At 67.8% G+C, this 22,687-nt stretch carries 35 protein-coding genes; all 35 read right to left on the bottom strand.

Annotated features, from left to right (window positions below; genetic code table 11):
- Window positions 1-69 precede the first annotated feature (69 nt).
- Window positions 70-900: a tRNA pseudouridine(38-40) synthase TruA gene (truA, locus tag AB0B39_RS15105; protein WP_357494486.1), complete on the bottom strand. Its 831-nt coding sequence runs from the start codon at window positions 898-900 to the stop codon at window positions 70-72.
- A gap of 68 nt (window positions 901-968) precedes the next feature.
- On the bottom strand, window positions 969-1,526 hold the full coding sequence (gene rplQ / locus AB0B39_RS15100; RefSeq protein WP_234583431.1) for a 50S ribosomal protein L17: 558 nt from the start codon (window positions 1,524-1,526) through the stop codon (window positions 969-971).
- Window positions 1,527-1,560: 34 nt separating this feature from the next.
- Entirely contained in the window at window positions 1,561-2,583 is a 1,023-nt protein-coding gene (locus AB0B39_RS15095) for a DNA-directed RNA polymerase subunit alpha (RefSeq protein ID WP_007465227.1), read from the bottom strand.
- 98 nt (window positions 2,584-2,681) lie between these two features.
- Entirely contained in the window at window positions 2,682-3,308 is a 627-nt protein-coding gene (gene rpsD, locus AB0B39_RS15090; RefSeq protein ID WP_007465229.1) for a 30S ribosomal protein S4, read from the bottom strand.
- 13 nt (window positions 3,309-3,321) lie between these two features.
- Window positions 3,322-3,729 (bottom strand): 30S ribosomal protein S11, encoded by a 408-nt coding sequence (rpsK, locus tag AB0B39_RS15085; RefSeq protein ID WP_007073011.1) that lies wholly within the window; start codon window positions 3,727-3,729, stop codon window positions 3,322-3,324.
- A 119-nt stretch (window positions 3,730-3,848) separates the two neighbouring features.
- Window positions 3,849-4,229, bottom strand: coding sequence for a 30S ribosomal protein S13 (gene rpsM / locus AB0B39_RS15080; RefSeq protein ID WP_007465236.1), 381 nt, complete (start codon window positions 4,227-4,229; stop codon window positions 3,849-3,851).
- A 268-nt stretch (window positions 4,230-4,497) separates the two neighbouring features.
- Complete coding sequence (gene rpmJ / locus AB0B39_RS15075) at window positions 4,498-4,611, bottom strand: 50S ribosomal protein L36 (RefSeq protein WP_012184307.1); 114 nt, start codon at window positions 4,609-4,611, stop codon at window positions 4,498-4,500.
- 91 nt (window positions 4,612-4,702) lie between these two features.
- Window positions 4,703-4,924, bottom strand: a complete 222-nt coding sequence (gene infA, locus AB0B39_RS15070; protein ID WP_007073013.1) for a translation initiation factor IF-1 — start codon at window positions 4,922-4,924, stop codon at window positions 4,703-4,705.
- Window positions 4,925-5,257: 333 nt separating this feature from the next.
- The gene (locus AB0B39_RS15065) at window positions 5,258-5,794 is read right to left on the bottom strand and encodes a DUF1707 domain-containing protein (protein ID WP_357574731.1); all 537 of its coding nucleotides are present in this window, start codon (window positions 5,792-5,794) and stop codon (window positions 5,258-5,260) included.
- 147 nt (window positions 5,795-5,941) lie between these two features.
- The gene (gene map, locus AB0B39_RS15060) at window positions 5,942-6,793 is read right to left on the bottom strand and encodes a type I methionyl aminopeptidase (protein ID WP_357574576.1); all 852 of its coding nucleotides are present in this window, start codon (window positions 6,791-6,793) and stop codon (window positions 5,942-5,944) included.
- Window positions 6,794-6,881: 88 nt separating this feature from the next.
- Complete coding sequence (locus tag AB0B39_RS15055) at window positions 6,882-7,535, bottom strand: adenylate kinase (protein WP_007465256.1); 654 nt, start codon at window positions 7,533-7,535, stop codon at window positions 6,882-6,884.
- A complete protein-coding gene (secY, locus tag AB0B39_RS15050; RefSeq protein WP_357494489.1) occupies window positions 7,536-8,864 on the bottom strand; it encodes a preprotein translocase subunit SecY in 1,329 nt (442 codons plus the stop codon).
- Between the two features lie 231 nt (window positions 8,865-9,095).
- Window positions 9,096-9,539, bottom strand: coding sequence for a 50S ribosomal protein L15 (gene rplO, locus AB0B39_RS15045; RefSeq protein WP_007465260.1), 444 nt, complete (start codon window positions 9,537-9,539; stop codon window positions 9,096-9,098).
- Window positions 9,539-9,721 (bottom strand): 50S ribosomal protein L30, encoded by a 183-nt coding sequence (gene rpmD, locus AB0B39_RS15040; protein ID WP_007465262.1) that lies wholly within the window; start codon window positions 9,719-9,721, stop codon window positions 9,539-9,541. Before rpmD ends, rplO begins: the two co-directional genes overlap by 1 nt.
- Window positions 9,721-10,335, bottom strand: a complete 615-nt coding sequence (rpsE, locus tag AB0B39_RS15035) for a 30S ribosomal protein S5 (RefSeq protein WP_007465263.1) — start codon at window positions 10,333-10,335, stop codon at window positions 9,721-9,723. The genes rpmD and rpsE overlap by 1 nt, the downstream gene beginning before the upstream one ends.
- Before the next feature lie 34 nt (window positions 10,336-10,369).
- Window positions 10,370-10,759 carry a 50S ribosomal protein L18 gene (gene rplR, locus AB0B39_RS15030; protein ID WP_234583434.1) on the bottom strand — a complete coding sequence of 130 codons (390 nt, stop codon included), beginning with the start codon at window positions 10,757-10,759 and terminating at the stop codon, window positions 10,370-10,372.
- Window positions 10,756-11,298 carry a 50S ribosomal protein L6 gene (gene rplF, locus AB0B39_RS15025; protein ID WP_234583435.1) on the bottom strand — a complete coding sequence of 181 codons (543 nt, stop codon included), beginning with the start codon at window positions 11,296-11,298 and terminating at the stop codon, window positions 10,756-10,758. Before rplF ends, rplR begins: the two co-directional genes overlap by 4 nt.
- Window positions 11,299-11,314: 16 nt before the next feature.
- Window positions 11,315-11,722 carry a 30S ribosomal protein S8 gene (gene rpsH, locus AB0B39_RS15020; RefSeq protein WP_007465270.1) on the bottom strand — a complete coding sequence of 136 codons (408 nt, stop codon included), beginning with the start codon at window positions 11,720-11,722 and terminating at the stop codon, window positions 11,315-11,317.
- 116 nt (window positions 11,723-11,838) lie between these two features.
- On the bottom strand, window positions 11,839-12,024 hold the full coding sequence (locus AB0B39_RS15015) for a type Z 30S ribosomal protein S14 (protein WP_007073023.1): 186 nt from the start codon (window positions 12,022-12,024) through the stop codon (window positions 11,839-11,841).
- A gap of 1 nt (window position 12,025) precedes the next feature.
- A complete protein-coding gene (rplE, locus tag AB0B39_RS15010; protein ID WP_074314595.1) occupies window positions 12,026-12,592 on the bottom strand; it encodes a 50S ribosomal protein L5 in 567 nt (188 codons plus the stop codon).
- A complete protein-coding gene (rplX, locus tag AB0B39_RS15005) occupies window positions 12,592-12,912 on the bottom strand; it encodes a 50S ribosomal protein L24 (RefSeq protein ID WP_007465276.1) in 321 nt (106 codons plus the stop codon). Before rplX ends, rplE begins: the two co-directional genes overlap by 1 nt.
- Window positions 12,909-13,277, bottom strand: coding sequence for a 50S ribosomal protein L14 (rplN, locus tag AB0B39_RS15000; protein ID WP_007073026.1), 369 nt, complete (start codon window positions 13,275-13,277; stop codon window positions 12,909-12,911). The genes rplX and rplN overlap by 4 nt, the downstream gene beginning before the upstream one ends.
- A 97-nt stretch (window positions 13,278-13,374) precedes the next feature.
- Entirely contained in the window at window positions 13,375-13,653 is a 279-nt protein-coding gene (gene rpsQ / locus AB0B39_RS14995; protein ID WP_053653938.1) for a 30S ribosomal protein S17, read from the bottom strand.
- Window positions 13,650-13,886, bottom strand: coding sequence for a 50S ribosomal protein L29 (rpmC, locus tag AB0B39_RS14990; RefSeq protein WP_007465283.1), 237 nt, complete (start codon window positions 13,884-13,886; stop codon window positions 13,650-13,652). The genes rpsQ and rpmC overlap by 4 nt, the downstream gene beginning before the upstream one ends.
- Window positions 13,886-14,311 carry a 50S ribosomal protein L16 gene (rplP, locus tag AB0B39_RS14985; RefSeq protein ID WP_121653126.1) on the bottom strand — a complete coding sequence of 142 codons (426 nt, stop codon included), beginning with the start codon at window positions 14,309-14,311 and terminating at the stop codon, window positions 13,886-13,888. Before rplP ends, rpmC begins: the two co-directional genes overlap by 1 nt.
- A gap of 3 nt (window positions 14,312-14,314) precedes the next feature.
- Window positions 14,315-15,184 (bottom strand): 30S ribosomal protein S3, encoded by an 870-nt coding sequence (gene rpsC / locus AB0B39_RS14980; protein ID WP_007465294.1) that lies wholly within the window; start codon window positions 15,182-15,184, stop codon window positions 14,315-14,317.
- Entirely contained in the window at window positions 15,184-15,642 is a 459-nt protein-coding gene (gene rplV / locus AB0B39_RS14975; RefSeq protein WP_007465297.1) for a 50S ribosomal protein L22, read from the bottom strand. The genes rpsC and rplV overlap by 1 nt, the downstream gene beginning before the upstream one ends.
- A gap of 42 nt (window positions 15,643-15,684) precedes the next feature.
- Window positions 15,685-15,966 carry a 30S ribosomal protein S19 gene (gene rpsS / locus AB0B39_RS14970; RefSeq protein ID WP_007465299.1) on the bottom strand — a complete coding sequence of 94 codons (282 nt, stop codon included), beginning with the start codon at window positions 15,964-15,966 and terminating at the stop codon, window positions 15,685-15,687.
- A gap of 12 nt (window positions 15,967-15,978) precedes the next feature.
- Window positions 15,979-16,818 carry a 50S ribosomal protein L2 gene (gene rplB, locus AB0B39_RS14965; protein WP_007465301.1) on the bottom strand — a complete coding sequence of 280 codons (840 nt, stop codon included), beginning with the start codon at window positions 16,816-16,818 and terminating at the stop codon, window positions 15,979-15,981.
- A 12-nt stretch (window positions 16,819-16,830) separates the two neighbouring features.
- Complete coding sequence (gene rplW, locus AB0B39_RS14960) at window positions 16,831-17,133, bottom strand: 50S ribosomal protein L23 (protein ID WP_088998352.1); 303 nt, start codon at window positions 17,131-17,133, stop codon at window positions 16,831-16,833.
- A complete protein-coding gene (rplD, locus tag AB0B39_RS14955) occupies window positions 17,130-17,780 on the bottom strand; it encodes a 50S ribosomal protein L4 (protein ID WP_234583436.1) in 651 nt (216 codons plus the stop codon). Before rplD ends, rplW begins: the two co-directional genes overlap by 4 nt.
- Window positions 17,777-18,442, bottom strand: a complete 666-nt coding sequence (gene rplC / locus AB0B39_RS14950; protein ID WP_234583437.1) for a 50S ribosomal protein L3 — start codon at window positions 18,440-18,442, stop codon at window positions 17,777-17,779. The genes rplD and rplC overlap by 4 nt, the downstream gene beginning before the upstream one ends.
- 11 nt (window positions 18,443-18,453) lie before the next feature.
- Window positions 18,454-18,762, bottom strand: coding sequence for a 30S ribosomal protein S10 (rpsJ, locus tag AB0B39_RS14945; protein ID WP_007073037.1), 309 nt, complete (start codon window positions 18,760-18,762; stop codon window positions 18,454-18,456).
- A 350-nt stretch (window positions 18,763-19,112) separates the two neighbouring features.
- Window positions 19,113-20,306 (bottom strand): elongation factor Tu, encoded by a 1,194-nt coding sequence (gene tuf / locus AB0B39_RS14940; RefSeq protein WP_234583438.1) that lies wholly within the window; start codon window positions 20,304-20,306, stop codon window positions 19,113-19,115.
- 214 nt (window positions 20,307-20,520) lie between these two features.
- Window positions 20,521-22,617, bottom strand: coding sequence for an elongation factor G (gene fusA / locus AB0B39_RS14935; RefSeq protein WP_308195352.1), 2,097 nt, complete (start codon window positions 22,615-22,617; stop codon window positions 20,521-20,523).
- Window positions 22,618-22,687 lie beyond the last annotated feature (70 nt).

The following is a 22,687-nucleotide window of genomic DNA, read 5'->3' as shown; positions in this document are numbered from 1 at the left end:
ACACCACCGCCCGACGGGTGTGCCGCCCACCGGTGGCACACCCGTCGGCGTCTGCGGCCCGGCCGCCGGTCAGCCCTCGACGGGCACGCGCAGGCGGCGCGTCAGGTCCGCGCGGCGGGCGTAGTCGGCCGGGTCGGCCGGGTAGCCGACCGCGACGAGGGTGAGGCCGTGCGCCGGAGCCACCGTCACCTCGCTGGAGCGCTCCTGCCGGTCGAGCAGGCTGCCCGGCCACTGGACCGCCCGACGGCCGTCGCCGGCCGCGAGCATCGCCCCCACCAGGCTGCGGACCATCGCCTGGCAGAACGCGTCGGCCTGCACGGTGGCGACCAGGATGCCGTCCGGGTCGCGCCGCCAGTCCAGCCGGGTCACCTCGCGCAGCGTCGTCGCGTTCTCCTTGCGCCGGCAGTACGCGGCGAAGTCGTGCTCACCGACCAGACCCGCCGCGGCGGCGTTCAGGGCGGTCAGGTCCAGCGGTCGCGGCCAGGCCAGCACCTCGTGCCGGCGTAGCGGCTCGGCGCCGTACGGGGCGTCGGTCACCCGGTACTCGTAGCGCCGGAAGGTGGCCGAGAAGCGGGCGTCGAAGTCGGCCGGCACCTCCGACATCGCCCGTACCCGCACGTCGGTGGGGAGCAACCGCGCGAGCCGGCGCAGCAGCCGCCCCTCGTGCTGGCGCCACACCTCGGCGGGAAGCTCCAGGTGGCAGACCTGCCCGCTGGCGTGCACCCCCGCGTCGGTGCGACCCGCGACGGTCAGACCGGTCGCCGTGCCCGCGCCGAGGACCAGGTCCAGGGTCTCGACGAGCACCCCGGCGACGGTCCGCCGGGTCGGCTGGGGCGCCCAGCCGGAGAAACCGGCGCCGTCGTACGAGACGTCCAGCCGCAGCCGGATCCGCTCGTCCACCTCGTACCTCCTGTTACGGGTCGGGCCCGACACCCCGAAAGGGGTGCCGGGCCCGATGTTGCCCTTGGTCAGGCCTTGTTCTCGGTGGCCTCGTCGCTGTCCTCGCGGGCGGCGTCGGTGTCACCGGACGCCGACACCGGCGCCTCGGAGTCCTGGTCGGCCGGAGCCGACTTCGGGGCCTCCTCGGCCGGGGCGAGCGCCTCGACCTTGTCCTGCTGCGCGGCCTTGCGAGCGGCGGTCTTCTTGTTCACCTTCGGCTCGGCGACCTGAAGCTCCTCCACCAGCTCGATGATGGCCATCGGCGCGTTGTCACCCTTGCGCGGACCGGTCTTCACGATCCGGGTGTAACCGCCGGGGCGGTTGGAGTACCGGGGCGCGATCTGGTCGAACAGGGCGTAGACAACGTCCTTGTCCTTGACGACACCCAGCACCCGCCGCCGCGAGGCGAGGTCACCGCGCTTGGCCTTGGTGATGAGCTGCTCGGCCAGCGGGCGCAGCCGCCGGGCCTTCGTCTCGGTGGTCTGGATCTTGCCGTGCTGGAACAGCGCGGTCGCCAGGTTGGCGAGCATCAGCCGCTCGTGCGAGGGGCTGCCGCCGAGGCGGGGGCCCTTGGTGGGCGTGGGCATTTTTGGTGCTCCTCAGTTGTGGCGGCAGCGCGGACTAGAGCTGCTCGGTCTCGCGGTAGTCGTCGGTGTCGTAGTCGGCCTCGCCGAAGGTGTCCACGACGTGCGCCGGGTCGAAGTTCGGAGCCGAGTCCTTCAGCCCGAGACCCATCCCGGCGAGCTTCATCTTGACCTCGTCGATCGACTTCTGACCGAAGTTGCGGATGTCGAGGAGGTCGGCCTCGGTACGCCCGATGAGCTCACCAACGGAGTTGATGCCCTCGCGCTTGAGGCAGTTGTAGGAGCGGACGGTGAGGTCCAGCTCCTCGATCGGCAGAGCGAGGTCCGCCGCCAGCTGGGCGTCCTGCGGGGACGGCCCGATGTCGATGCCCTCGGCGGTCTCGTCCAGCTCCCGGGCCAGCCCGAACAGCTCCACCAGCGTCGAACCGGCGGAGGCCAGCGCGGTACGCGGGCCCATCGACGGCTTGGTCTCGACGTCGATGATGAGCCGGTCGAAGTCGGTGCGCTGCTCGACGCGGGTCGCCTCGACGCGGTACGTCACCTTCAGCACCGGCGAGTAGATCGAGTCGACCGGGATGCGGCCGATCTCGGCGCCGGACTGCTTGTTCTGTGCAGCCGTCACGTAGCCCCGGCCCCGCTCGACGGTCAGCTCCATGTCGAGCCGGCCCTTGCCGTTGAGGGTCGCGAGCTTGAGGTCCGGGTTGTGCACCGAGACGCCGGCCGGGGGCTGGATGTCGCCCGCCGTCACGTCGCCCGGGCCCTGCTTGCGCAGGTACATGCTGACCGGCTCGTCGTGCTCGGAGCTGACGCACAGCTCCTTGATGTTCATGACGAGCTCGACCACGTCCTCCTTGACACCGGGGATCGTGGTGAACTCGTGCAGCACGCCGTCGATCTTGATCGAGGTGACCGCCGCACCCGGGATCGACGACAGCAGCGTGCGCCGCAGCGAGTTGCCCAGGGTGTAGCCGAAGCCCGGCTCGAGCGGCTCGATGGCGAACCGCGACCGGGTCTCGTTGATCGACTCCTCGGAGAGGGAGGGTCGCTGGCTGATGAGCATGTTGTCTCTTCTCTTCCGGGACGCCCGCTATTTGACGTCCACGACACAAACTGTTCCGGTGGCCCGCCCCGAAGGGCGGGCCACCGCAACGAGCCCGACTACTTGGAGTAGAGCTCGACGATCAACTGCTCCTGGACCTGCGTGTCGATGACCTGCCGGGCCGGGAGGGAGTGCACGAGCACCTTCATCTGGCTGGGGATTGCCTCCAGCCAGGCCGGCACCGTCTTCGAACCGGCCTGAGCCTGCGCCACCACGAACGGGGTGAGCTCCTTGCTCTTGCCCCGGACCTCGATGATGTCGTGCTCCTTGACGCGGTACGACGGGATGTCGACCTTCTTGCCGTTCACCGTGAAGTGACCGTGCTTGACCAGCTGGCGGGCCATGTCCCGCGAGTGGGCGTAGCCGGCCCGGTAAACGACGTTGTCCAGCCGCGACTCGAGGATCTGCAGGAGGACCTCACCGGTCTTGGCCTGCTTGCCAACGGCTTCCTCGTAGTAACCGCGGAACTGCTTCTCCAGCACGCCGTAGACACGACGGGCCTTCTGCTTCTCACGGAGCTGGAGCAGGTACTCCGTCTCCTTGGTGCGGCCGCGGCCGTGCTGCCCGGGCGGGAACGGCCGGGACTCGAACGGGCACTTCGGACCATCGCACTTGCTGCCCTTGAGGAACAGCTTCATCTTCTCCCGCCGGCAACGGCGGCAGTCTGCACCGGTGTAACGAGCCATCTCTCTCTACCTCTCAGACCCGGCGACGCTTCGGCGGACGGCACCCGTTGTGCGGCTGCGGGGTGACGTCGGAGATCTGCCCGACCTCGAGGCCCACTGCCTGCAGCGAACGGATGGCGGTCTCCCGGCCGGAGCCGGGGCCCTTGACGAACACGTCGACCTTGCGCATGCCGTGCTCCATGGCGCGACGCGCGGCGGCCTCGGCGGCCAGCTGCGCGGCGAACGGAGTCGACTTGCGGGAGCCCTTGAAGCCCACCTGGCCAGCGGAGGCCCAGGAGATGACCGCACCGGTCGGGTCCGTGATGGACACGATGGTGTTGTTGAACGTGCTCTTGATGTGCGCCTGCCCGTGGGCGACGTTCTTGCGTTCCTTGCGCCGGACCTTCTTGACAGCGGCTCCGGCACGAGCCTTCGGTGGCATAAGTCTGTGCGCTCCTGAATGGGTTCTGTGGCTTGTCGCCCCGTTGATGACGTAGACACCGGTTCCGGTTGGAGCCCGGCCTACCTCGACGGAGAACGACCAGAATTCCGGTTAAAGAATTACTTCTTGCCGGGCTTCTTCTTGCCGGCGACGGTCCGCTTCGGGCCCTTGCGGGTCCGTGCATTGGTCTTGGTCCGCTGGCCACGCACGGGCAGGCCCCGGCGGTGCCGGATGCCGGCGTAGCAGCCGATCTCGACCTTGCGGCGGATGTCAGCGGCGACCTCGCGGCGCAGGTCGCCTTCAACCTTGTAGTTGCCCTCGATGTGGTCGCGGAGCTGCACGAGCTCCTCGTCCGTGAGGTCCCGAGCGCGCTTGTCCGGCGAGATGCCGGTAGCGGCGAGTGTCTCCAGGGCGCGGGTGCGACCGACCCCGAAGATGTAGGTGAGCGCGATCTCCATCCGCTTCTCGCGGGGGAGATCCACGCCGACTAGACGTGCCATGTGCGGGCGTACTCCTCGTGATGTGTGGCGGAGGTGTGGACCCGTCCCACCCCGCTACCGGCCGTCCCGTCTTTCCGACGCTGTCAGCGCCGGCGACCGGGATCGGTCGCTGCCCGAGCGGGCCCCGGCCTCCGACCGGGGGTCAGCCACGAGAGGAGTACGTCTTCACGTACCGCTCGCGGCTGGGACGAGCATGTGTGATGTGTGTGTCGCTAAGGATCTGCCCGAAGCAACGCCACCCGGCCGTGTCCGGCCGGACGGGCTGAGATCAGCCCTGGCGCTGCTTGTGGCGCGGGTCGGTGCAGATGACCATGACCCGGCCGTGCCGGCGGATAACCCGGCACTTGTTGCAGATCCTCTTGACGCTCGGCTTGACCTTCACGGTTGCCTTACTTCCCATCTGGCCCGGGAACGCGCGAGGCGCGAGACCGGACGTCGAAGACGGACACGGGACTTCCCGGCCGCCGTCAGGACTACTTGTAGCGGTAGACGATGCGCCCGCGGGTCAGGTCGTACGGCGAGAGTTCGACGACGACCCGGTCCTCCGGCAGGATGCGGATGTAGTGCTGCCGCATCTTGCCGCTGATGTGAGCCAACACCTTGTGGCCGTTCGCGAGCTCCACCCGGAACATGGCGTTCGGCAGGGGCTCGATGACCCGACCCTCGATCTCAATGGCTCCGTCTTTTTTCGGCATGTCCTCCGCTGTCCTGACGTCGATTGCTCCGGGCGGCCCACAACGTCTTACACGGGAAACTGACCATGATCAGAAGCCCGCGCCAGCCGCGGCTCCAGGTCCCACCGAAGCGCAGGGTGGGCATGCCGGAGTGGACGCTGTGCGCCGAACAGAAAGTGTACGCCGGCCTGCACGCCGTCGCCAAACCGGCCACCCACGGCGGCCTCGCGTCGGCCACCGCTCCCCCGCCCAGCCCTCCGATGATCTCCGCGGACCGGCGTCCCACCGAATGTCGATCATGAGCTTGTCGAGGCGAAACACCGCGATCGATCATGATCATCGGCTGCGGGTGGGTCAGGTTGTGGGCCCGGGACCCTCCGGTCCCTCGGTGCGCAGCTCCCGCTTGGCCCGCTTGCGCTCACGCCGGCGCTCGCGCTCGATCGCCTGGCGGCGGGGCTCTCCCCCGGCCAGCCCACCGACCGTCCGGAGCACCAGCACCGCACCCCAGGGCCCGGCCACCCACACCGGCCAGAAGTACTGCAGTTCCTGGCTCAGCAGCGACGTCACGCCCCAGATGGTCACCACGATGGCGACCACCCGCACGTACGGCAGCCACACCTCGGCCAGCCAGCGACCGACGTGGCCGCGCCCGAGCGAGCCAAGCCGACCGACGGGCGGCTCTGCCGGCGCGGCGGCCGGCCGCAGGGCCGAATGCTCCGGTGGCGCCACCGGGGGCAGATCGGTGAGCAGGGCGTCCAGCTCGGCGTACGTGCGTGCCGCGTACGCACGCTGCACCCGCTCGTCGTACTCGTGCAGGTCCAACCGTCCCTCACCGAGGGCGGCCCTCAGCCGGTCGGCAACCATCTCACGGTCCGCGTCCGCGGCTCGCATCCTGTCGCGCCCGTCCATGCCGGCAAGCATGCCACCGTCACGCCAGTCCGCCCGACCCCCGACACCGGTTGATCATGAAGTTGTTGCCAACCGCACCGGCGTGTCAGGGCAACAAATTCATGATCAATGGGCGGGGTGGGGCTGGGGTCAGGGGGTCTTGGTTTCTGCGGGCTGGCGGGCGGTCACCAGGTCGCCCAGGCGGGCGCGGCCGCCGTCGAAGGCCGTGAGCACCCACACACCGTCGGGCAACAGCGCCATCGAGTGCTCGACGTGCGCCGCTACCGACCCGTCCCGGGTGACGACAGTCCAACCGTCGGCCAGTTCGACAGTACGCGGGGACGCCATGGTGATCATGGGCTCGATCGCCAGCGCCATCCCGGGGACGAGACGCGGCCCCTTGCCCGGCCGGCCGTGGTTGAGCACGTGCGGGTCCTGATGCATCTCGGTGCCGATGCCGTGGCCACCGTAGCCGTCGACGATGCCGTACCGGCCGCCCTTGCGGACCGCCGTCTCCACCGCGTACGAGATGTCGGTGAGCCGCCCCTTGCCACTTGCCGCTCCACGCGCCGCGGCGGCGATGCCCGCCCACATCGCGTCCTCGGCGACCTCGGCCATCTTGAGCAGCGCCGGGTCGACGTCGCCCACCCCTACGGTGATCGCCGAGTCCCCGTGCCACCCGTTGAGCACCGCGCCGCAGTCGATCGAGATGAGGTCACCCTCGGCGAGCACCTGCTCCGGCGAGGGGATGGCGTGCACGATCTGCTCGTTGACCGACGAGCAGATCGACGCCGGGAAGCCGTGGTAGCCCTTGAAGGACGGGACGGCGCCCGCCTCGCGGATCGTCGACTCGGCGATGGCGTCCAGATCCGCGGTGCTCACACCCGGGGCCACCGCCTCGCGCATCCGGCGCAGGGCCTCGGCGACCACGAGCCCGGCCGCGCGCATCTTCTCGATCTGGTCAGGGGTCTTCAGCTGGATGTCCAGCTGGGGACGACGCATGGAGCGGTTACCTTTCGTGGCTATTCAGCGGGGCACGTCTCGCGTACCCCGCTGTTCGCACTCTATCCGCCGTGGCGGGGGGAGAACCTCAGCCGCCGTACGACCGCAGGGCGTCGATGGCCCGGGTGGTGACGTCCTCCACCGGACCGGTGGCGTCGATCCCGACCAGCTTGCCCTGGGCGCCGTAGTAGTCGACCAGGGGCGCGGTCTTCTCGCTGTACTCCCGCAGGCGGGTGGCGATGGTCTCCGGCTTGTCGTCGTCGCGCTGGAACAGCTCGGCGCCGCACCTGTCACAGATGCCCGGCCGGGTGGTGGCGTCGAACTCGACGTGCCAGATCTTGCCGCAACCCCGGCAGGTGCGCCGGCCGGAGAGCCGCCGGATCACCTCGTCGTCGTCGACCACCAGCTCCAGGACCAGATCCAGGGCGGTGCCCAGATCGGCGAGGAGCTTGTCCAGAGCGGCGGCCTGCGGAGTCGTCCGCGGGAAGCCGTCGAGCAGAAAGCCCTCGCTCGCGTCCGGCTCGGCGAGCCGGTCCCGGACCATGTTGATGGTGACCTCGTCCGGAACCAGCTCGCCTGCGTCCATGTAACGCTTCGCCTCGACGCCGAGCGGCGTGCCCTGGGTGACGTTCGAGCGGAAGATGTCTCCGGTCGAGATCTTGGGTACCGACAGGTGCGCGGCGACGAACTCTGCCTGCGTGCCCTTACCCGCACCCGGCGGGCCAACCAGAACGAGTCTCATCTACCGCAGGAACCCTTCGTAGTTCCGCTGCATGAGTTGGCTCTCGATCTGCTTCACGGTCTCGAGACCGACGCCGACCATGATGAGCACAGCGGTGCCACCGAACGGGAAGTTCTGGTACTGCTGGCTGTCCAGCCAGATGAAGAAGAAGTTCGGCAGGATCGAGATGATGCCGAGGTAGAGCGCGCCCGGCAGGGTGATCCGGCTGAGGATGAAGTCCAGGTAGTCGGCCGTCGGCTTGCCCGGCCGGATACCCGGCACGAACCCGCCGTACTTCTTCATGTTGTCCGCGACCTCGGTCGGGTTGAACGTGATCGAGACGTAGAAGTACGTGAAGAAGATGATCAGCAGGAAGTAGACCGAGATGTAGATCGGGCTGTTCGGAGCGACCAGGTTGTTCTGGATCCACGCCTGGACCTTGCCCGGGTCGTTCTGGTCGAAGAACTGGAGCGCCAGCTGCGGAAGGTACAGCAGCGACGAACCGAAGATGACCGGGATGACACCCGCCTGGTTGACCTTCAGCGGGATGTAGGTCGAGGTGCCGCCGTACATCCGCCGGCCGATCATCCGCTTGGCGTACTGCACCGGGATCCGGCGCTGCGCCTGCTCGATGAAGGTGACCGCGGTGATGACCACCAGAACCAGCGCGATGACGAGCGCGAACTTGCCCCAGCCCTGGCTGGTCTTGATCTGCCAGCCCTCACCGGGCAGCCGGGCCGCGATCGAGGTGAAGATCAGGACGGACATGCCGTTGCCGACGCCGCGGTCCGTGATCAGCTCACCGAGCCACATGACCATGCCGGTGCCGGCGGTCATGGTGATCACCAGGATGGACAGGGTCAGCCAGTCCGGGATGCCGGTGCCCTCGGGGATGATCGGGAACTGGTCGCAGCGGTTCTGGAACAGCTGCCCCGAGCGGGCCAGGGCCACGAACGCCGAGGCCTGCAGCACGCCGAGACCGAGCGTCAGGTAGCGGGTGTACTGCGTGATCTTCGCCTGACCGGCCTGGCCCTCCTTGCGGAGCTGCTCCAGACGCGGGATCACGACGGTCAGCAGCTGCAGGATGATCGACGCGGTGATGTAGGGCATGATGCCCAGCGCGAAGACCGAGAGCTGTAGCAGCGCCCCGCCGGAGAAGAGGTTGAGCAGATTCAGCGGGCCCGTCGTCTCACCGGAGATGGAGTCGAGGCACTTCTGCACGTTGCCGTACGAGACGCCCGGGCTGGGGAGCGTGGCACCCAGCCGGTAGACCGCGATGATGCCTACTGTGAACAGCAGCTTCTTGCGCAGGTCAGGCGTACGGAACGCACTGAGAAAGGCGGACAGCAACTTCTTCCTCCTGCGCGAGGCGGGCCGCCGGTGATCCCTGGCGGGTGGGGGTGGATCACGGGCGAGTGCCCGCAATCCATGGCTGGGATGGGACTCTAACAGCCCTGTCCCGCTCCGGGCAGGTGTGCCCGGCTACATAAACCGAATCCGATATTACCGGGCGCACACGCCCCAGGCAGACCTAGGCGCCCGCCAGTTATTCACAACTGACGGGCGCCGAGGTCGTACGCCTTACAGCTCGGTGGCGGAGCCACCGGCGGCAGCGATCTTCTCCTTGGCCGACGCGCTGAACGCGTGCGCCGACACCTGGAGCGCCACCCCGCCGAGGTCCCCGGTGCCGAGGACCTTGACCGGCTGGCCCTTGCGGACCGCGCCGGCCTCGACCAGCTCGAGCGGGCCAACCTGGCCGCCGTTCGGGAACAGTTCGGCGAGCCGGTCCAGGTTGACCACCTGGAAGACCACCTTGAACTTGTTCTTGAAGCCCTTCATCTTCGGCAGGCGCATGTGGATGGGCATCTGCCCACCCTCGAACGCCGCCGAGATGTTCTTGCGGGCCTTGGAGCCCTTCGTACCGCGACCAGCGGTCTTGCCCTTGGAACCCTCACCGCGACCCACACGGGTCTTAGCGGTCTTGGAACCGGGCGCCGGGCGCAGGTGGTGAACCTTGATCGTCATTACTCGACCTCCTCGACCTTCACGAGGTGGCTCACAGTGAAGATCATGCCGCGGATCTCGGGCCGGTCCTCCTTGACCACCACGTCGTTGATCCGCTTGAGACCGAGCGAACGCAGCGACTCACGCTGGTTGTGCTTGGTCCCGATACCGGACCGGAGCTGGGTGACCTTCAGACGTGCCATCAGCGCGCCACCCCCGCACGAGACGCCAGCATGGCGGCCGGCGCGACGTCCTCCACCGGCAGGCCACGACGCGCCGCGACCTGCTCGGGGGACTCAAGCCCCTTCAGGGCCGCCACGGTGGCGTGCACGATGTTGATCGGGTTCGACGAGCCGAGGCTCTTGGAGAGCACGTCGTGGATTCCGGCGCACTCCAGCACGGCGCGCACCGGACCACCGGCGATGACACCCGTACCGGCCGAGGCCGGCTTGAGCAGCACGACGCCAGCGGCGTCCTCACCCGTGACCGGGTGCGGGATCGACTGGCCGATCCGCGGAACCTTGAAGAAGTGCTTCTTGGCCTCCTCGACACCCTTGGCGATCGCCGCGGGCACCTCCTTGGCCTTTCCGTAGCCCACGCCGACCGTGCCGTCGCCGTCGCCCACGATCACCAGGGCGGTGAAGCTGAAGCGACGACCACCCTTCACGACCTTGGCGACGCGGTTGATCGCGACGACCCGCTCAAGGTGCGGGGTCTTCTCGACGGGCGCGTTTCCGCGGCCGCCCTCACGGCGGTTGTCGCGGCGACCACCCTCGTTGCCACCGGACCCGCCGCCACGGCGCTGTTGACCTGGCATCAGCAGCCTTCCTTATCTCTCGTGACGGGGTTGTTTAGAACTCGAGCCCGGCTTCGCGGGCGGCGTCGGCAAGCGCGGCGACTCGCCCCGCGTACCGGTTGCCACCGCGGTCGAAGACGACCTTGGAGACGCCGGCGGCCTTGGCCCGCTCGGCGAGCAGGGCGCCCACCTTGCCGGCCAGGGCGCTCTTGTCGCCCTCCGTGCCACGCAGCGAGGCGTCCAGGCTCGACGCCGACGCCAGGGTGTGACCCTTGGTGTCGTCGACGATCTGGGCAACCATGTGCCGCAGCGAGCGGGTGACGACCAGGCGCGGACGCTCGGCCGTACCACTGACGTTCTTGCGGACGCGGAAGTGCCGACGCGCACGCCCGACGGCGCGCTTGGCGGCAACGCCGCGGCGGCGCTTGAGCAGCGTGGCGCTCACTTCTTACCTGCCTTTCCAGCCTTGCGGCGGATGACCTCGCCCTGGTACTTCACGCCCTTGCCCTTGTAGGGCTCCGGCGGGCGGATCTTCCGGATGTTGGCGGCGACCTCACCGACCTGCTGCTTGTCGATGCCGGCCACGTGGAACAGGGTCGGCCGCTCCACCGTGAAGGTGATGCCCGCCGGCGCGGGAACGAGCACCGGGTGCGAGAACCCGAGCGCGAACTCGAGGTCCGAACCCTTGGCCGTGACCCGGTAACCGGTGCCGGCGATCTCCAGGCTCTTGCGGTAGCCCTCGGTCACGCCGACGATCATGTTGGCGACCAGGGTACGGCTCAGGCCGTGCAGCTCCTTGGCCTTGCGCTCGTCGTTCGGGCGGTTGACGCTCAGCTGCCCGTCCTCCGCGCGCTCGATCGTGATCGGGTCGGCGATCGTGTGCTGGAGCTCGCCCTTCGGGCCCTTGACCTTGACGGTCTGCCCGTCGATCGTGATGTCGACGCCGGCTGGTACCGGGATCGACTTACGTCCAATTCGCGACATTTCTACCAGTCTCCCGTTACCAGACGAAGGCGAGGACTTCCCCGCCAACACTCCGCTTGCGGGCCTGCCGGTCGGTCAGCAGCCCCTGGGACGTCGAAATGATCGCCACGCCCAGCCCACCGAGCACCCGCGGGAGCCCGTCCGACTTGGCGTACACCCGGAGACCGGGCTTGGACACGCGCTTGATGCCGGCCAGGCTCCGCTCCCGGTTCTGGCCGTACTTCAGCTCGACGACCAGTCGCTTGCCGACGGCGCCCTCCTCGGGCTCCTCGACCGACCAGGTGGCGATGTAACCCTCGGCCTTCAAGACCTCGGCGATGTTCGCCTTGATCTTGGAGTAGGGCATCTTCACCTGATCGTGGTACGCCTGGTTGGCGTTACGCAGACGCGTGAGCATGTCTGCGATCGGGTCGGTCATCGTCATGGATTTCGTCAGCCTTTCTCGCCGGGGTTCCCGGGGCACCAGCCCCGGGCCTACGGCGAAGAGCAATACCTAATCGGTGCAGGAGTTCCCGGCCGACAGCCGGGACGCGGTCGCCCTTACCAGGAAGCCTTGGACACACCCGGCAGCTCACCGCGGTGGGCCATCTCCCGGATGCAGACCCGGCAGAGCCCGAACTTGCGGTAGACCGCCTTCGGACGCCCGCACCGCTGGCAGCGGGTGTACGCGCGAACCGAGAACTTCGGCTTCGCGGCCGCCTTGAGGATCAGCGCCTTCTTGGCCATCTCAGTTCTCCTTGAACGGGAAGCCCAGGAGCTTGAGCAGCGCCCGGCCCTCGTCGTCGGTCGTGGCGGTGGTGACCACCGTGATGTCCATGCCCCGCTGGCGATCGATCCGGTCCTGGTCGATCTCGTGGAACACCGACTGTTCGGTCAGACCGAACGTGTAGTTGCCGTGCCCGTCGAGCTTGCGCCCGTCCAGACCGCGGAAGTCGCGGATACGCGGCAGCGCGATGGACAGCAGCCGGTCCAGGAACTCCCACATACGGTCGCCGCGGAGGGTCACCTTCGCGCCGATCGGCATGCCCTCGCGGAGCTTGAACTGCGCGATGGACTTGGTCGCCCGCCGCACCTGCGGCTTCTGGCCGGTGATCGTGGCGAGGTCGCGGACCGCGCCGTCGATCAGCTTGGCGTCGCGAGCAGCCTCGCCGACACCCATGTTGACGACGATCTTGACCAGCCGCGGCACCTGCATGGGGTTGCCGTAGCTGTGCTGCTCACGCAGCTGGGCCACGATCTCGTTGCGGTACCGCTCCTTGAGGCGCGGCATGGTCTTTTCGGTAGCCGTGGTCATCACAGGTCCTTACCGGTGCTACGCGCGATGCGGACCTTCTGGCCGTTGTCGTCGATCCGGTAACCGACGCGGGTCGGCTTGCCGTCGGAGTCCAGGACCTGCACGTTCGAGACGTGGATCGGGGCCTCCTGGGTGACGATGCCGCCGGTCTTGGCGCCACGCTGGGTGGTGCTGATGCGGGTGTGCTTCTTGACCCGGTTCACGCCCTCGACCAGGACCTTGTCCTGCCGCGGGTAGGCCGCAATGACCTTGCCCTTGGCACCCTTGTCCTTGCCGGCGATGACGACGACCGTGTCGCCCTTCTTGACCTTCACGGTCACAACACCTCCGGCGCGAGGGAAATAATCTTCATGAACCGCTTGTCCCGCAGCTCCCGGCCCACCGGGCCGAAGATGCGGGTACCGCGCGGGTCCCCACCGTCCTTGATGATGACGGCGGCGTTCTCGTCGAAGCGGATGTACGAGCCGTCCGGCCGCCGCTTCTCCTTGGCCGTGCGAACGACGACCGCCTTGACGACGTCGCCCTTCTTCACACCGGCACCCGGGATCGCGTCCTTGACCGTGGCCACGATGACGTCGCCGATGCTCGCGTAGCGCCGACCGGAGCCACCGAGAACCCGGATGCACAGGATCTCCCGAGCACCCGTGTTGTCGGCGACGCGCAGTCGCGACTCCTGCTGAATCACGTCTATCTCCTATGTCTGCCGGTTCTCCGGCCGCCGTGGCGGCCGGAGCCTGGCGGAACCAACGCCCGACGCAACGCCGGGCGAGCTCGAGCCTTCGCTACTTGGCCTTTTCCAGGATCTCCACGATCCGCCAACGCTTGGTGGCGCTCAGCGGCCGGGTCTCCATGATCAGGACCCGGTCGCCGGTGCCAGCGGCGTTCTGCTCGTCGTGCACCTTCAGCTTGCTCGTACGACGCATGATCTTGCCGTACAGCGCGTGCCGAACCCGGTCCTCGACCTCGACCACGACGGTCTTGTCCATCTTGTCGCTGACCACCAGGCCCTCGCGAACCTTACGGCGCGCGCGGGTGGCGTCAGTGGTGGTGTTCTCGGTCATGATGCAGTCACCTCAGTCGGCGCGGCCGAGAGCCCCAGCTCGCGCTCGCGCATGATCGTGTAGATCCGGGCGATCTCCCGACGGATGACCTGCAGCCGCCGGTTGTTGTCCAGCTGCCCGGTTGCGGCCTGCACGCGGAGGTTGAACAGCTCCGCCTTGGCCTCCCGCAGCTTCGTGACCAGCTCCTCCTCGGAGAGCTCACGCAGCTCGGTCGCCTTAACGCCCGCTGCCATCAGGATTCACCCACTTCGCGCGTAACAATGCGGCACTTCATCGGGAGCTTGTGGATCGCGCGACGCATGGCCTCACGCGCGATCTGCTCGTTGGGGAAGGACATCTCGAAGAGAATCCGACCCGGCTTCACGTTGGAGACCCACCACTCGGGCGAACCCTTACCGGAACCCATCCGGGTCTCGGCAGGCTTCTTGGTGAGGGCCTGGTCCGGGAAGATCGTGATCCAGACCTTGCCGCCACGCTTGATGTGACGGGTCATCGCGATACGCGCCGACTCGATCTGGCGGTTGGTCACGTACGCCGGCTCGAGAGCCTGGATCCCGAACTCGCCGAACACCACCCGGTTACCACCCTTGGACGCGCCACTGCGGTCCGGGTGGTGCGGCTTGCGGAAGCCCTTCGGGGGCTTGCGCGGCATCAGCATCTGTCAGCCCTCCTGCTGCGTTTCTGCCGGAGCAGCCGCAGCCGCGACAGCAGCGCTGTCGACCGGCTCGCCACTCGGCGTCTCGGCCTGCTGCGCGATGGTGGTCGCAGCAGCCCGACCGGCCTCGGTGCCACCAGCGGTCGTGCCGGACGAACCGGACCGGCCACGGCGCGGACGCTCGGGACGGTCGCCACGCTCACCACGGCGCGGGCGCGACGGACCGGCCTCGGCCGGAGCCTCCCGGCCCGGAACCGCGTCACCCTTGTAGATCCAGACCTTCACGCCGATCCGGCCGAAGGTGGTACGGGCCTCGAAGAAGCCGTACTCGATGTTGGCCCGCAGCGTGTGCAGCGGAACCCGGCCCTCGCGGTAGAACTCGGTCCGGCTCATCTCGGCGCCGCCGAGGCGACCCGAGACCTGAACCCGGATGCCCTTGCAGACCGGGTTCTTCATGGCCGACTGCATGGCCTTGCGCATCGCCCGACGGAAGCTGACCCGGCTGGACAGCTGCTCGGCCACGCCCTGCGCGACGAGCTGAGCGTCCGACTCGGGGTTCTTCACCTCGATGATGTTCAGCTGGACCTGCTTGCCGGTGAGCTTCTCGAGCTCGCCGCGGATCCGGTCGGCCTCCGCACCCTTACGGCCGATGACGATGCCCGGCCGGGCGGTGTGGATGTCGACGCGGACGCGGTCGCGGGTGCGCTCGATGTCGACCTTGGAAATCCCGGCACGCTCGAGGCCCTTCGACATCATGCGGCGGATCTTGACATCCTCGCCGATGTAGTCCTTGTAGAGCTTGTCCGCGAACCAGCGGGACTTCCAGTCGGTCGAGATGCCGAGCCGGAACCCAGTGGGGTGAACCTTCTGACCCATTACTCGGCGTCCTCCGTCTTGCTCTGCGCTTCGGCCGGTGCGGCCTCCGTGGCCGGGGCGGCCTTCTTCGCCGCGGCCTTCCTCGGCGCTGCCGGCGCGACCGCCTCGACCGCCACGGTGATGTGGCAGGTGCGCTTGCGGATCCGGTACGCCCGACCCTGTGCCCGCGGCTGGAACCGCTTCATCGTCGGGCCCTCGTCCACGAACGCCTCGCTGACGAGCAGCGCGTCGGGGTCCAGCCGCTCGTTGTTCTCCGCGTTGGCGATCGCGCTAGCGAGCACCTTGTACACCTGCTCGCTCGCAGCCTGCGGCGCGAACTGCAGCACCGTTAGCGCCTCCTTCGCGGGCAGGCCGCGGACGAGGTTGACCACCCGGCGCGCCTTCATCGGCGAGATGCGCACGTGCCGCGCAACCGCCCTCGCGCCCGGAAGCACCGGAGCGTCGCCCTTTCCTGGCATCGCTGTAACCCCTTGTTCCCTCTATCCGTATGCCTGGCGGCGTCAGCGCCGACGGCTCTTCCGGTCGTCCTTCTCGTGACCCTTGAACGTGCGGGTCAGCGCGAACTCGCCGAGCTTGTGCCCGACCATCGCCTCGGTCACGAACACCGGGACGTGCTTGCGTCCGTCGTGCACGGCGATCGTGTGCCCGAGCATCTCGGGGATGATCGTCGAGCGCCGCGACCAGGTCTTGATCACGTTCTTCGAGCCCTTGTCGTTCTGCACTTCCACCTTCTTGAGCAGGTGGTCGTCTACGAACGGGCCCTTCTTGAGGCTGCGAGGCATGTCTTATCTCCCTCAGCCGCGCTTACGCGTGGCGTAGCGGCGGCGGACGATCAGCTTGTCGCTCGGCTGGCCCTTACGGCGGGTGCGGCCCTCGGGCTTACCCTGCGGGTTGACCGGGTGGCGACCACCGGAGGTCTTACCCTCACCACCACCGTGCGGGTGGTCGACCGGGTTCATGGCGACACCACGGACGGTCGGGCGCTTGCCCTTCCACCGCATACGGCCGGCCTTACCCCAGTTGATGTTCGACTGGTCGGCGTTGCCGATCTCGCCGACGCTCGCGCGGCAGCGCACGTCCACCCGCCGGATCTCGCCGGACGGCATACGCAGGGTCGCGTACGCGCCCTCACGGCCGAGCAGCTGGATGCCGACGCCGGCGGAACGGGCCAGCTTGGCCCCGCCGCCCGGACGCAGCTCCACGTTGTGGATCGTGGTACCGACCGGGATGTTGCGCAGCGGCAGGTTGTTACCCGGCTTGATGTCGGCGCCCGGACCGGACTCGACGCGGTCGCCCTGCTTCATGTCCTTCGGCGCGATGATGTACCGCTTCTCGCCGTCGGCGTAGTGCAGCAGCGCGATGCGCGCCGTGCGGTTCGGGTCGTACTCGATGTGAGCGACCTTCGCCGGCACGCCGTCCTTGTCGACCCGCTTGAAGTCGATCAGACGGTACTGGCGCTTGTGACCGCCACCGTGGTGCCGCGTGGTGATCCGGCCGTGGGCGTTACGCCCGCCCTTCTTCGGCAGCGGAGCCAGCAGCGACTTCTCCGGCGTGGACCGGGTGATCTCGGCGAAGTCGGCGACGCTGGAGCCACGTCGGCCCGGCGTCGTCGGCTTGTACTTACGGATAGCCATTGTCTACACCCCTCAGCTGACCGGGCCGCCGAAGGCCTCGATACGGTCACCGTCAGCCAGCTTCACGATCGCCCGCTTGGTCGCCTTGCGCTGACCGAAGCCGGTCTTGGTGCGCTTGCGCTTGCCCTGGCGGTTGAGCGTGTTGACCGTCAGGACGCGGACGTCGAAGATCTGCTGGATAGCGATCTTGATCTCGGTCTTGTTCGCGTCCGGGTGCACCAGGAAGGTGTACCAGTTCCGGTTCAGCTCGCTGTAGCTCTTCTCCGAGACGACCGGCGCCACGATGATGTCGCGCGGGTCGGCGATCGTGCTCACTTGCCACCCTCCTCGGTGGTCTCGGCGGGCACGCCCAGGAACTCGTCCAGGGCGTCCTTGGTGAAGACCACGTCGTCGGCCACCAGCACGTCGTACGTGTTCAGCTGGCCGGACTCGATCAGGTGCACCCGCGGCTCGTTGCGCAGCGACACCCAGTTCAGCTCGTCGGTGCTGCTCAGCACGACGAGAACCCGACGGGCCTCGGTGAGCTTGGTCAGCGTGGCCAGTGCGGCCTTGGTCGACGGCTTCTCGCCCGAGACGAACGCCTCGACGACGTGCACCTGCCCGGCGCGTGCCCGGTCCGAGAGGGCACCGCGGAGCGCGGCGGCCTTCATCTTCTTCGGGGTCCGCTGGCTGTAGTCGCGCGGCACGGGACCGTGCACCACGCCACCGCCGGCGAACTGCGGCGCGCGGATCGAGCCCTGCCGGGCGCGACCGGTGCCCTTCTGCTTGTACGGCTTCTTGCCGCCACCGGCGACCTCGCCGCGGGTCTTGGCCTTGTGCGTGCCCTGTCGGGCCGCCGCGAGCTGGGCCACCACGACCTGGTGCATCAGCGCGACGTTGGCCTGCACGTCGAAGATGTCAGCCGGCAGCTCGACGGAGCCGCTGGTGCTGCCTTCGACGGTGCGCACGTCAACGGTGGTCACTTGGCCGCACCGCCCTTCTTCACCTTGCTCTTGGCCGCGGTACGGACCAGAACGAGCGCGCCCTTGGGACCAGGAATGGCACCCCGGACGAGCAGCAGGTTGTTCTCGGTGTCGACCGCCTGGACGGTGAGGTTCTGCACGGTGTAGCGCACGCCACCCATGCGGCCGGCCATCCGGGTGCCCTTGAAGACACGACCCGGGGTGGCGCAGGCGCCGATGGAGCCGGGCGAGCGGTGCTTGCGCTCGACACCGTGGCTGGCGCGCAGACCGTGGAAGCCGTGACGCTTCATCGGGCCGGCGTAGCCCTTGCCCTTGGTCTTGCCGGTGACGTCGATCGTGACGCCGACCGGGAACTCCTCGACCGTGACCTCCTGGCCCAGCGAGTATTCCCCGGCGTCCGTGGTGCGCAGCTCGACGATGTGCCGGCGCGGCGCCACGTCCGCCTTCGCGTAGTGCCCGCTGATCGGCTTCTTGACCTTGCGCGGGTCGATCGTGCCGTACGCGAGCTGGACCGCGGAGTAACCGTCCTTCTCGGCGCTACGAACCTGGCTGATGACGCACGGGCCGGCCTCGACCACGGTCACGGGAACAACCTTGTTGTTGTCCCAGACCTGGGTCATGCCGAGCTTGGCGCCCAGGATCCCCTTGACTTGCCTGTCCATTTGTCCGGTCCCTACAGCTTGATCTCGATGTCGACGCCAGCCGGCAGGTCGAGGCGCATGAGCGAGTCGACCGTCTTCGGGGTCGGGTCGATGATGTCGATCAGCCGCTTGTGCGTGCGCATCTCGAAGTGCTCGCGCGAGTCCTTGTACTTGTGCGGCGAGCGGATAACGCAGAAACGGTTGATCTCCGTGGGCAGCGGCACCGGGCCCGCGACCTGCGCCCCGGTGCGCGTCACCGTCTCGACGATCTTCCGAGCCGAGGAGTCGACGACCTCGTGGTCATAGGCCTTGAGCCGGATGCGGATCTTCTGTCCCGCCATGGTGGCTTCTGTTCCTTCTCTCGATGCCGCTGTGTTGCGGGCGCCTGTACCGGCTGGCACAGGCCCACTTCGCCGACCCCCGCGGTCGGGCGTGTCGCGCCCTCGGGCCGGGCTCCGCCCCGTGGTTCCGGAGTGGTGCTGACCGCGCGGTGGGTCAAGGCGCCGATCGCATTACCGCGACCTGAACGCCGTGCGAGGGTGGTTGGCGACTGGGCCGCCAACCACCCTACGCTCGACTGTCTCGCCACCCGGAGGTTCAGCGAAAGCCGAACACAGGCGACGAACTGTCGTTACGCAACCTGACTAGTATGCCGCACGACCGGCGGCGGGTCTAATCGGGGTTACCTAGCTCACTTGATGATCTTGGTGACGAACCCGGCGCCGACGGTGCGGCCACCCTCGCGGATCGCGAACTTGAGGTTGTCCTCCATGGCGATGGGCTGGATCAGCTTCACCGACATGGTGGTGTTGTCACCCGGCATGACCATCTCGGTGCCCTCGGGGAGGGTGACGACACCGGTGACGTCCGTGGTCCGGAAGTAGAACTGCGGACGGTAGTTCTGGAAGAACGGGGTGTGCCGGCCGCCCTCCTCCTTGGAGAGGATGTAGACCGTCGCCTCGAACTCCGTGTGCGGGGTCGTGGTGCCCGGCTTGACGACCACCATGCCGCGCTCGACGTCCTCGCGCTTGATGCCACGCAGCAGCAGACCGACGTTCTCGCCCGCGCGGGCCTCGTCGAGCAGCTTGCGGAACATCTCGATGCCGGTGCAGACCGTCTTCTGCGACTTCTCGCGGATACCGACGATCTCCACCTCCTCGTTCGGCTTGAGGATGCCGCGCTCGGCGCGACCCGTGACGACGGTGCCACGACCGGTGATCGTGAAGACGTCCTCGATCGGCATGAGGAACGGCCGCTCGGTCTCACGCTCCGGCTGCGGGATCGCGGTGTCGACCGCGGTCATCAGGTCCAGGAGCTTGCCGGTCCACTCGGGGTCACCCTCGAGGGCCTTCAGCGCCGAAACCCGAACGACCGGCAGGTCGTCACCCGGGTACTCCTGCGAGGAGAGCAGCTCACGGACCTCGAGCTCGACGAGCTCCAGGAGCTCCTCGTCGTCGACCATGTCGCTCTTGTTGAGCGCCACGACGATGTACGGCACGCCAACCTGACGCGCGAGCAGCACGTGCTCACGGGTCTGCGGCATCGGGCCGTCGGTCGCCGCGACCACCAGGATCGCGCCGTCCATCTGCGCGGCACCGGTGATCATGTTCTTGATGTAGTCCGCGTGGCCGGGGCAGTCGACGTGCGCGTAGTGCCGCGCCTCGGTCTGGTACTCGACGTGCGCGATCGAGATCGTGATACCGCGGGCCTTCTCCTCCGGCGCCTTGTCGATCTCGTCGAACGGCGTGTAGGGGTTCAGGTCGGGGTACTGGTCGTGCAGGACCTTGGTGATGGCCGCCGTCAGCGTCGTCTTACCGTGGTCGATGTGACCAATGGTGCCGATGTTGACGTGCGGCTTAGTCCGCTCGAACTTCGCCTTCGCCACTGGTGTCCTCCTGTGGACTTCTTGGTTCGTACGCCCGGCGCGCCGGTCGGCGCTTAGGACTCTGTCGACAGCCTTTCCGGCCTGACGGCCGGAGAGCTTTTGTGGGTTCTGCGGCGATGAAGCCTACAGGCCCGGTCTCACGCGATCCGATCGTGGTGGCCGCGGGTGGGTGAAACCACCCGCGACCGACCACGAATCACCTGCTCAGGGGACGTTACTCGCCCGTCGCCTTGGCGATGATCTCCTTCGCCACGCTCTGCGGAACCTCGGCGTAGGAGTCGAACTGCATGCTGTAGCTAGCCCGGCCCTGGGTCTTCGACCGCAGGTCGCCGACGTAGCCGAACATCTCCGACAACGGCACCAGAGCCCTCACGATGCGGGCGCCGCTGCGCTCCTCCATCGCCTGGATGATGCCGCGGCGGGAGTTGAGGTCGCCGATGACGTCACCCATGTTCTCCTCAGGAGTGGTGACCTCAACGGCCATCATCGGCTCGAGCAGTGCGGGGTCGGCCTTGCGGGCCGCGTCCTTCATCACCATCGAGCCGGCGATCTTGAATGCCATTTCCGACGAGTCGACCTCGTGGTACTGGCCGTCCAGCAGGGTCAGCTTCACACCGACCAGCGGGAAGCCGGCCAGGATGCCGTACTGCATGGCGTCCTGGGCGCCGGCGTCCACCGACGGGATGAACTCCCGCGGGATGCGGCCACCGCTGACGGCGTTGGCGAACTCGTAGGTCGGCGAGTCGTTGTCCAGCGGAAGCGGCTCGACGCTCACGATGACGCGGGCGTACTGGCCGGAACCACCGGTCTGCTTCTTGTGGGTGTACTCGACCTTGTCCACCTTGCGGCGGATGGTCTCGCGGTACGCCACCTGGGGCTTGCCGACGTTGGCCTCGACGTTGAACTCGCGGCGCATCCGGTCGACCAGGATGTCCAGGTGCAGCTCACCCATGCCGGAGATGACCGTCTGACCGGTCTCCTCGTCCAGCTGGACGCGGAAGGTCGGGTCCTCCTCGGCCAGGCGCTGAATCGCCGTACCCAGCTTCTCCTGGTCGGACTTGGTCTTCGGCTCGATCGCCACCGAGATGACCGGCTCCGGGAAGGTCATCGACTCCAGGATGACCGGGTTCGCCGGGTCGGAGAGCGTGTCGCCGGTGGTGGTCTGCTTCAGACCCTGAACGGCGATGATGTCGCCGGCCTGCGCCGACGGACGCTCTTCACGCTTGTTGGCGTGCATCTGGTAGATCTTGCCGATCCGCTCCTTGCGGTCCTTGGTGGAGTTGACCACCTGGGATCCGGAATCGAGCGTGCCGGAGTAGACCCGGACGTAGGTGAGCTTGCCCAGGTGCTTGTCCGTCTGGATCTTGAAGGCCAGGCCGGAGAAGGGCTCCGAGTTGGACGGCTTGCGCAGCAGCGGGGTCTCGCCGTCGGTGGCCGTACCCTCGATCGCCGGAACGTCCAGCGGCGACGGCAGGAAGTCGACCACGGCGTCGAGCATGGGCTGGACGCCCTTGTTCTTGAACGCCGAGCCGCACAGCACCGGGTTGGCCTTGCCGGCGATGGTGGCACGCCGGATGGCGGCCTTGATCTCCTCGACGGAGACCTCCTCGCCTTCCAGGTACTTCTCCATCACCGAGTCGTCGACGTCGGCGAGGGTCTCCATCAGCTTCTCGCGCCACTCGGCCGCGGAGTCGGCCAGCTCGGCCGGGATCTCCTCGATCGCGTAGTCCTCACCCTTCTGGGTCTCCCCGCGCCAGGTGAGAGCGCGCATGCCGACCAGGTCGACGACACCGATGTGGTCGCCCTCGAGCCCGATCGGGATCTGGAGCACCAGCGGGGTGGCGTTCAGCCGGTCGATCATCATCTGCACGCAGCGGAAGAAGTCGGCGCCGGTCCGGTCGAGCTTGTTGACGAAGCACATCCGCGGGACGTTGTACTTGTCGGCCTGCCGCCAGACGTTCTCGGTCTGCGGCTCCACGCCGGCGACACCGTCGTAGACCGCGACCGCACCATCCAGCACACGCAGCGACCGCTCGACCTCGACCGTGAAGTCGACGTGGCCAGGCGTGTCGATGATCTGGATCGTGTGGCCCTTCCACTCACACTTGGTAGCAGCGGAGGTGATGGTGATACCACGCTCCTGCTCCTGCTCCATCCAGTCCATGACGGCAGCGCCCTCGTGGACCTCACCGATCTTGTACGTGATGCCGGTGTAGAACAGGATTCGCTCGGTGGTCGTGGTCTTACCGGCATCGATGTGCGCCATGATGCCGATGTTGCGTACGTTGGCGAGCGCGTCTGCGGCGGCCACTTCAATCCCTACTTATCGTCGTCTCGACTCAACTGGTGGCGGTTCCGGCGCCCGGTGGGGCGCCGGAACC

Origin of the sequence: Micromonospora sp. NPDC049114 (assembly GCF_040648635.1) — a bacterium.
Lineage (GTDB): Bacteria > Actinomycetota > Actinomycetes > Mycobacteriales > Micromonosporaceae > Micromonospora.
The sequence above is the reverse complement of the archived record's forward strand: the minus strand, read 5'-3'. Positions and strand labels throughout refer to the sequence as shown.

Excerpts from the sequence above, each read along its gene's own strand:
- rplQ (WP_234583431.1), bottom strand. The coding sequence starts at position 1,526 with ATGCCCACGCCCACCAAGGGCCCCCGCCTCGGCGGCAGCCCCTCGCAC.
- AB0B39_RS15095 (WP_007465227.1), bottom strand. The coding sequence starts at position 2,583 with ATGCTCATCAGCCAGCGACCCTCCCTCTCCGAGGAGTCGATCAACGAG.
- rpsD (WP_007465229.1), bottom strand. The coding sequence starts at position 3,308 with ATGGCTCGTTACACCGGTGCAGACTGCCGCCGTTGCCGGCGGGAGAAG.
- rpsK (WP_007073011.1), bottom strand. The coding sequence starts at position 3,729 with ATGCCACCGAAGGCTCGTGCCGGAGCCGCTGTCAAGAAGGTCCGGCGC.
- rpsM (WP_007465236.1), bottom strand. The coding sequence starts at position 4,229 with ATGGCACGTCTAGTCGGCGTGGATCTCCCCCGCGAGAAGCGGATGGAG.
- infA (WP_007073013.1), bottom strand. The coding sequence starts at position 4,924 with ATGCCGAAAAAAGACGGAGCCATTGAGATCGAGGGTCGGGTCATCGAG.
- AB0B39_RS15065 (WP_357574731.1), bottom strand. The coding sequence starts at position 5,794 with ATGCGAGCCGCGGACGCGGACCGTGAGATGGTTGCCGACCGGCTGAGG.
- map (WP_357574576.1), bottom strand. The coding sequence starts at position 6,793 with ATGCGTCGTCCCCAGCTGGACATCCAGCTGAAGACCCCTGACCAGATC.
- AB0B39_RS15055 (WP_007465256.1), bottom strand. The coding sequence starts at position 7,535 with ATGAGACTCGTTCTGGTTGGCCCGCCGGGTGCGGGTAAGGGCACGCAG.
- rplO (WP_007465260.1), bottom strand. The coding sequence starts at position 9,539 with ATGACGATCAAGGTTCACCACCTGCGCCCGGCGCCCGGTTCCAAGACC.
- rpmD (WP_007465262.1), bottom strand. The coding sequence starts at position 9,721 with ATGGCACGTCTGAAGGTCACCCAGCTCCGGTCCGGTATCGGGACCAAG.
- rpsE (WP_007465263.1), bottom strand. The coding sequence starts at position 10,335 with ATGCCAGGTCAACAGCGCCGTGGCGGCGGGTCCGGTGGCAACGAGGGT.
- rplF (WP_234583435.1), bottom strand. The coding sequence starts at position 11,298 with ATGTCGCGAATTGGACGTAAGTCGATCCCGGTACCAGCCGGCGTCGAC.
- rpsH (WP_007465270.1), bottom strand. The coding sequence starts at position 11,722 with ATGACGATGACCGACCCGATCGCAGACATGCTCACGCGTCTGCGTAAC.
- AB0B39_RS15015 (WP_007073023.1), bottom strand. The coding sequence starts at position 12,024 with ATGGCCAAGAAGGCGCTGATCCTCAAGGCGGCCGCGAAGCCGAAGTTC.
- rplE (WP_074314595.1), bottom strand. The coding sequence starts at position 12,592 with ATGACCACGGCTACCGAAAAGACCATGCCGCGCCTCAAGGAGCGGTAC.
- rpsQ (WP_053653938.1), bottom strand. The coding sequence starts at position 13,653 with ATGACCGAGAACACCACCACTGACGCCACCCGCGCGCGCCGTAAGGTT.
- rpmC (WP_007465283.1), bottom strand. The coding sequence starts at position 13,886 with ATGGCAGCGGGCGTTAAGGCGACCGAGCTGCGTGAGCTCTCCGAGGAG.
- rplP (WP_121653126.1), bottom strand. The coding sequence starts at position 14,311 with ATGCTGATGCCGCGCAAGCCCCCGAAGGGCTTCCGCAAGCCGCACCAC.
- rpsC (WP_007465294.1), bottom strand. The coding sequence starts at position 15,184 with ATGGGTCAGAAGGTTCACCCCACTGGGTTCCGGCTCGGCATCTCGACC.
- rplV (WP_007465297.1), bottom strand. The coding sequence starts at position 15,642 with ATGCCAGGAAAGGGCGACGCTCCGGTGCTTCCGGGCGCGAGGGCGGTT.
- rpsS (WP_007465299.1), bottom strand. The coding sequence starts at position 15,966 with ATGCCTCGCAGCCTCAAGAAGGGCCCGTTCGTAGACGACCACCTGCTC.
- rplB (WP_007465301.1), bottom strand. The coding sequence starts at position 16,818 with ATGGCTATCCGTAAGTACAAGCCGACGACGCCGGGCCGACGTGGCTCC.
- rplC (WP_234583437.1), bottom strand. The coding sequence starts at position 18,442 with ATGGACAGGCAAGTCAAGGGGATCCTGGGCGCCAAGCTCGGCATGACC.
- rpsJ (WP_007073037.1), bottom strand. The coding sequence starts at position 18,762 with ATGGCGGGACAGAAGATCCGCATCCGGCTCAAGGCCTATGACCACGAG.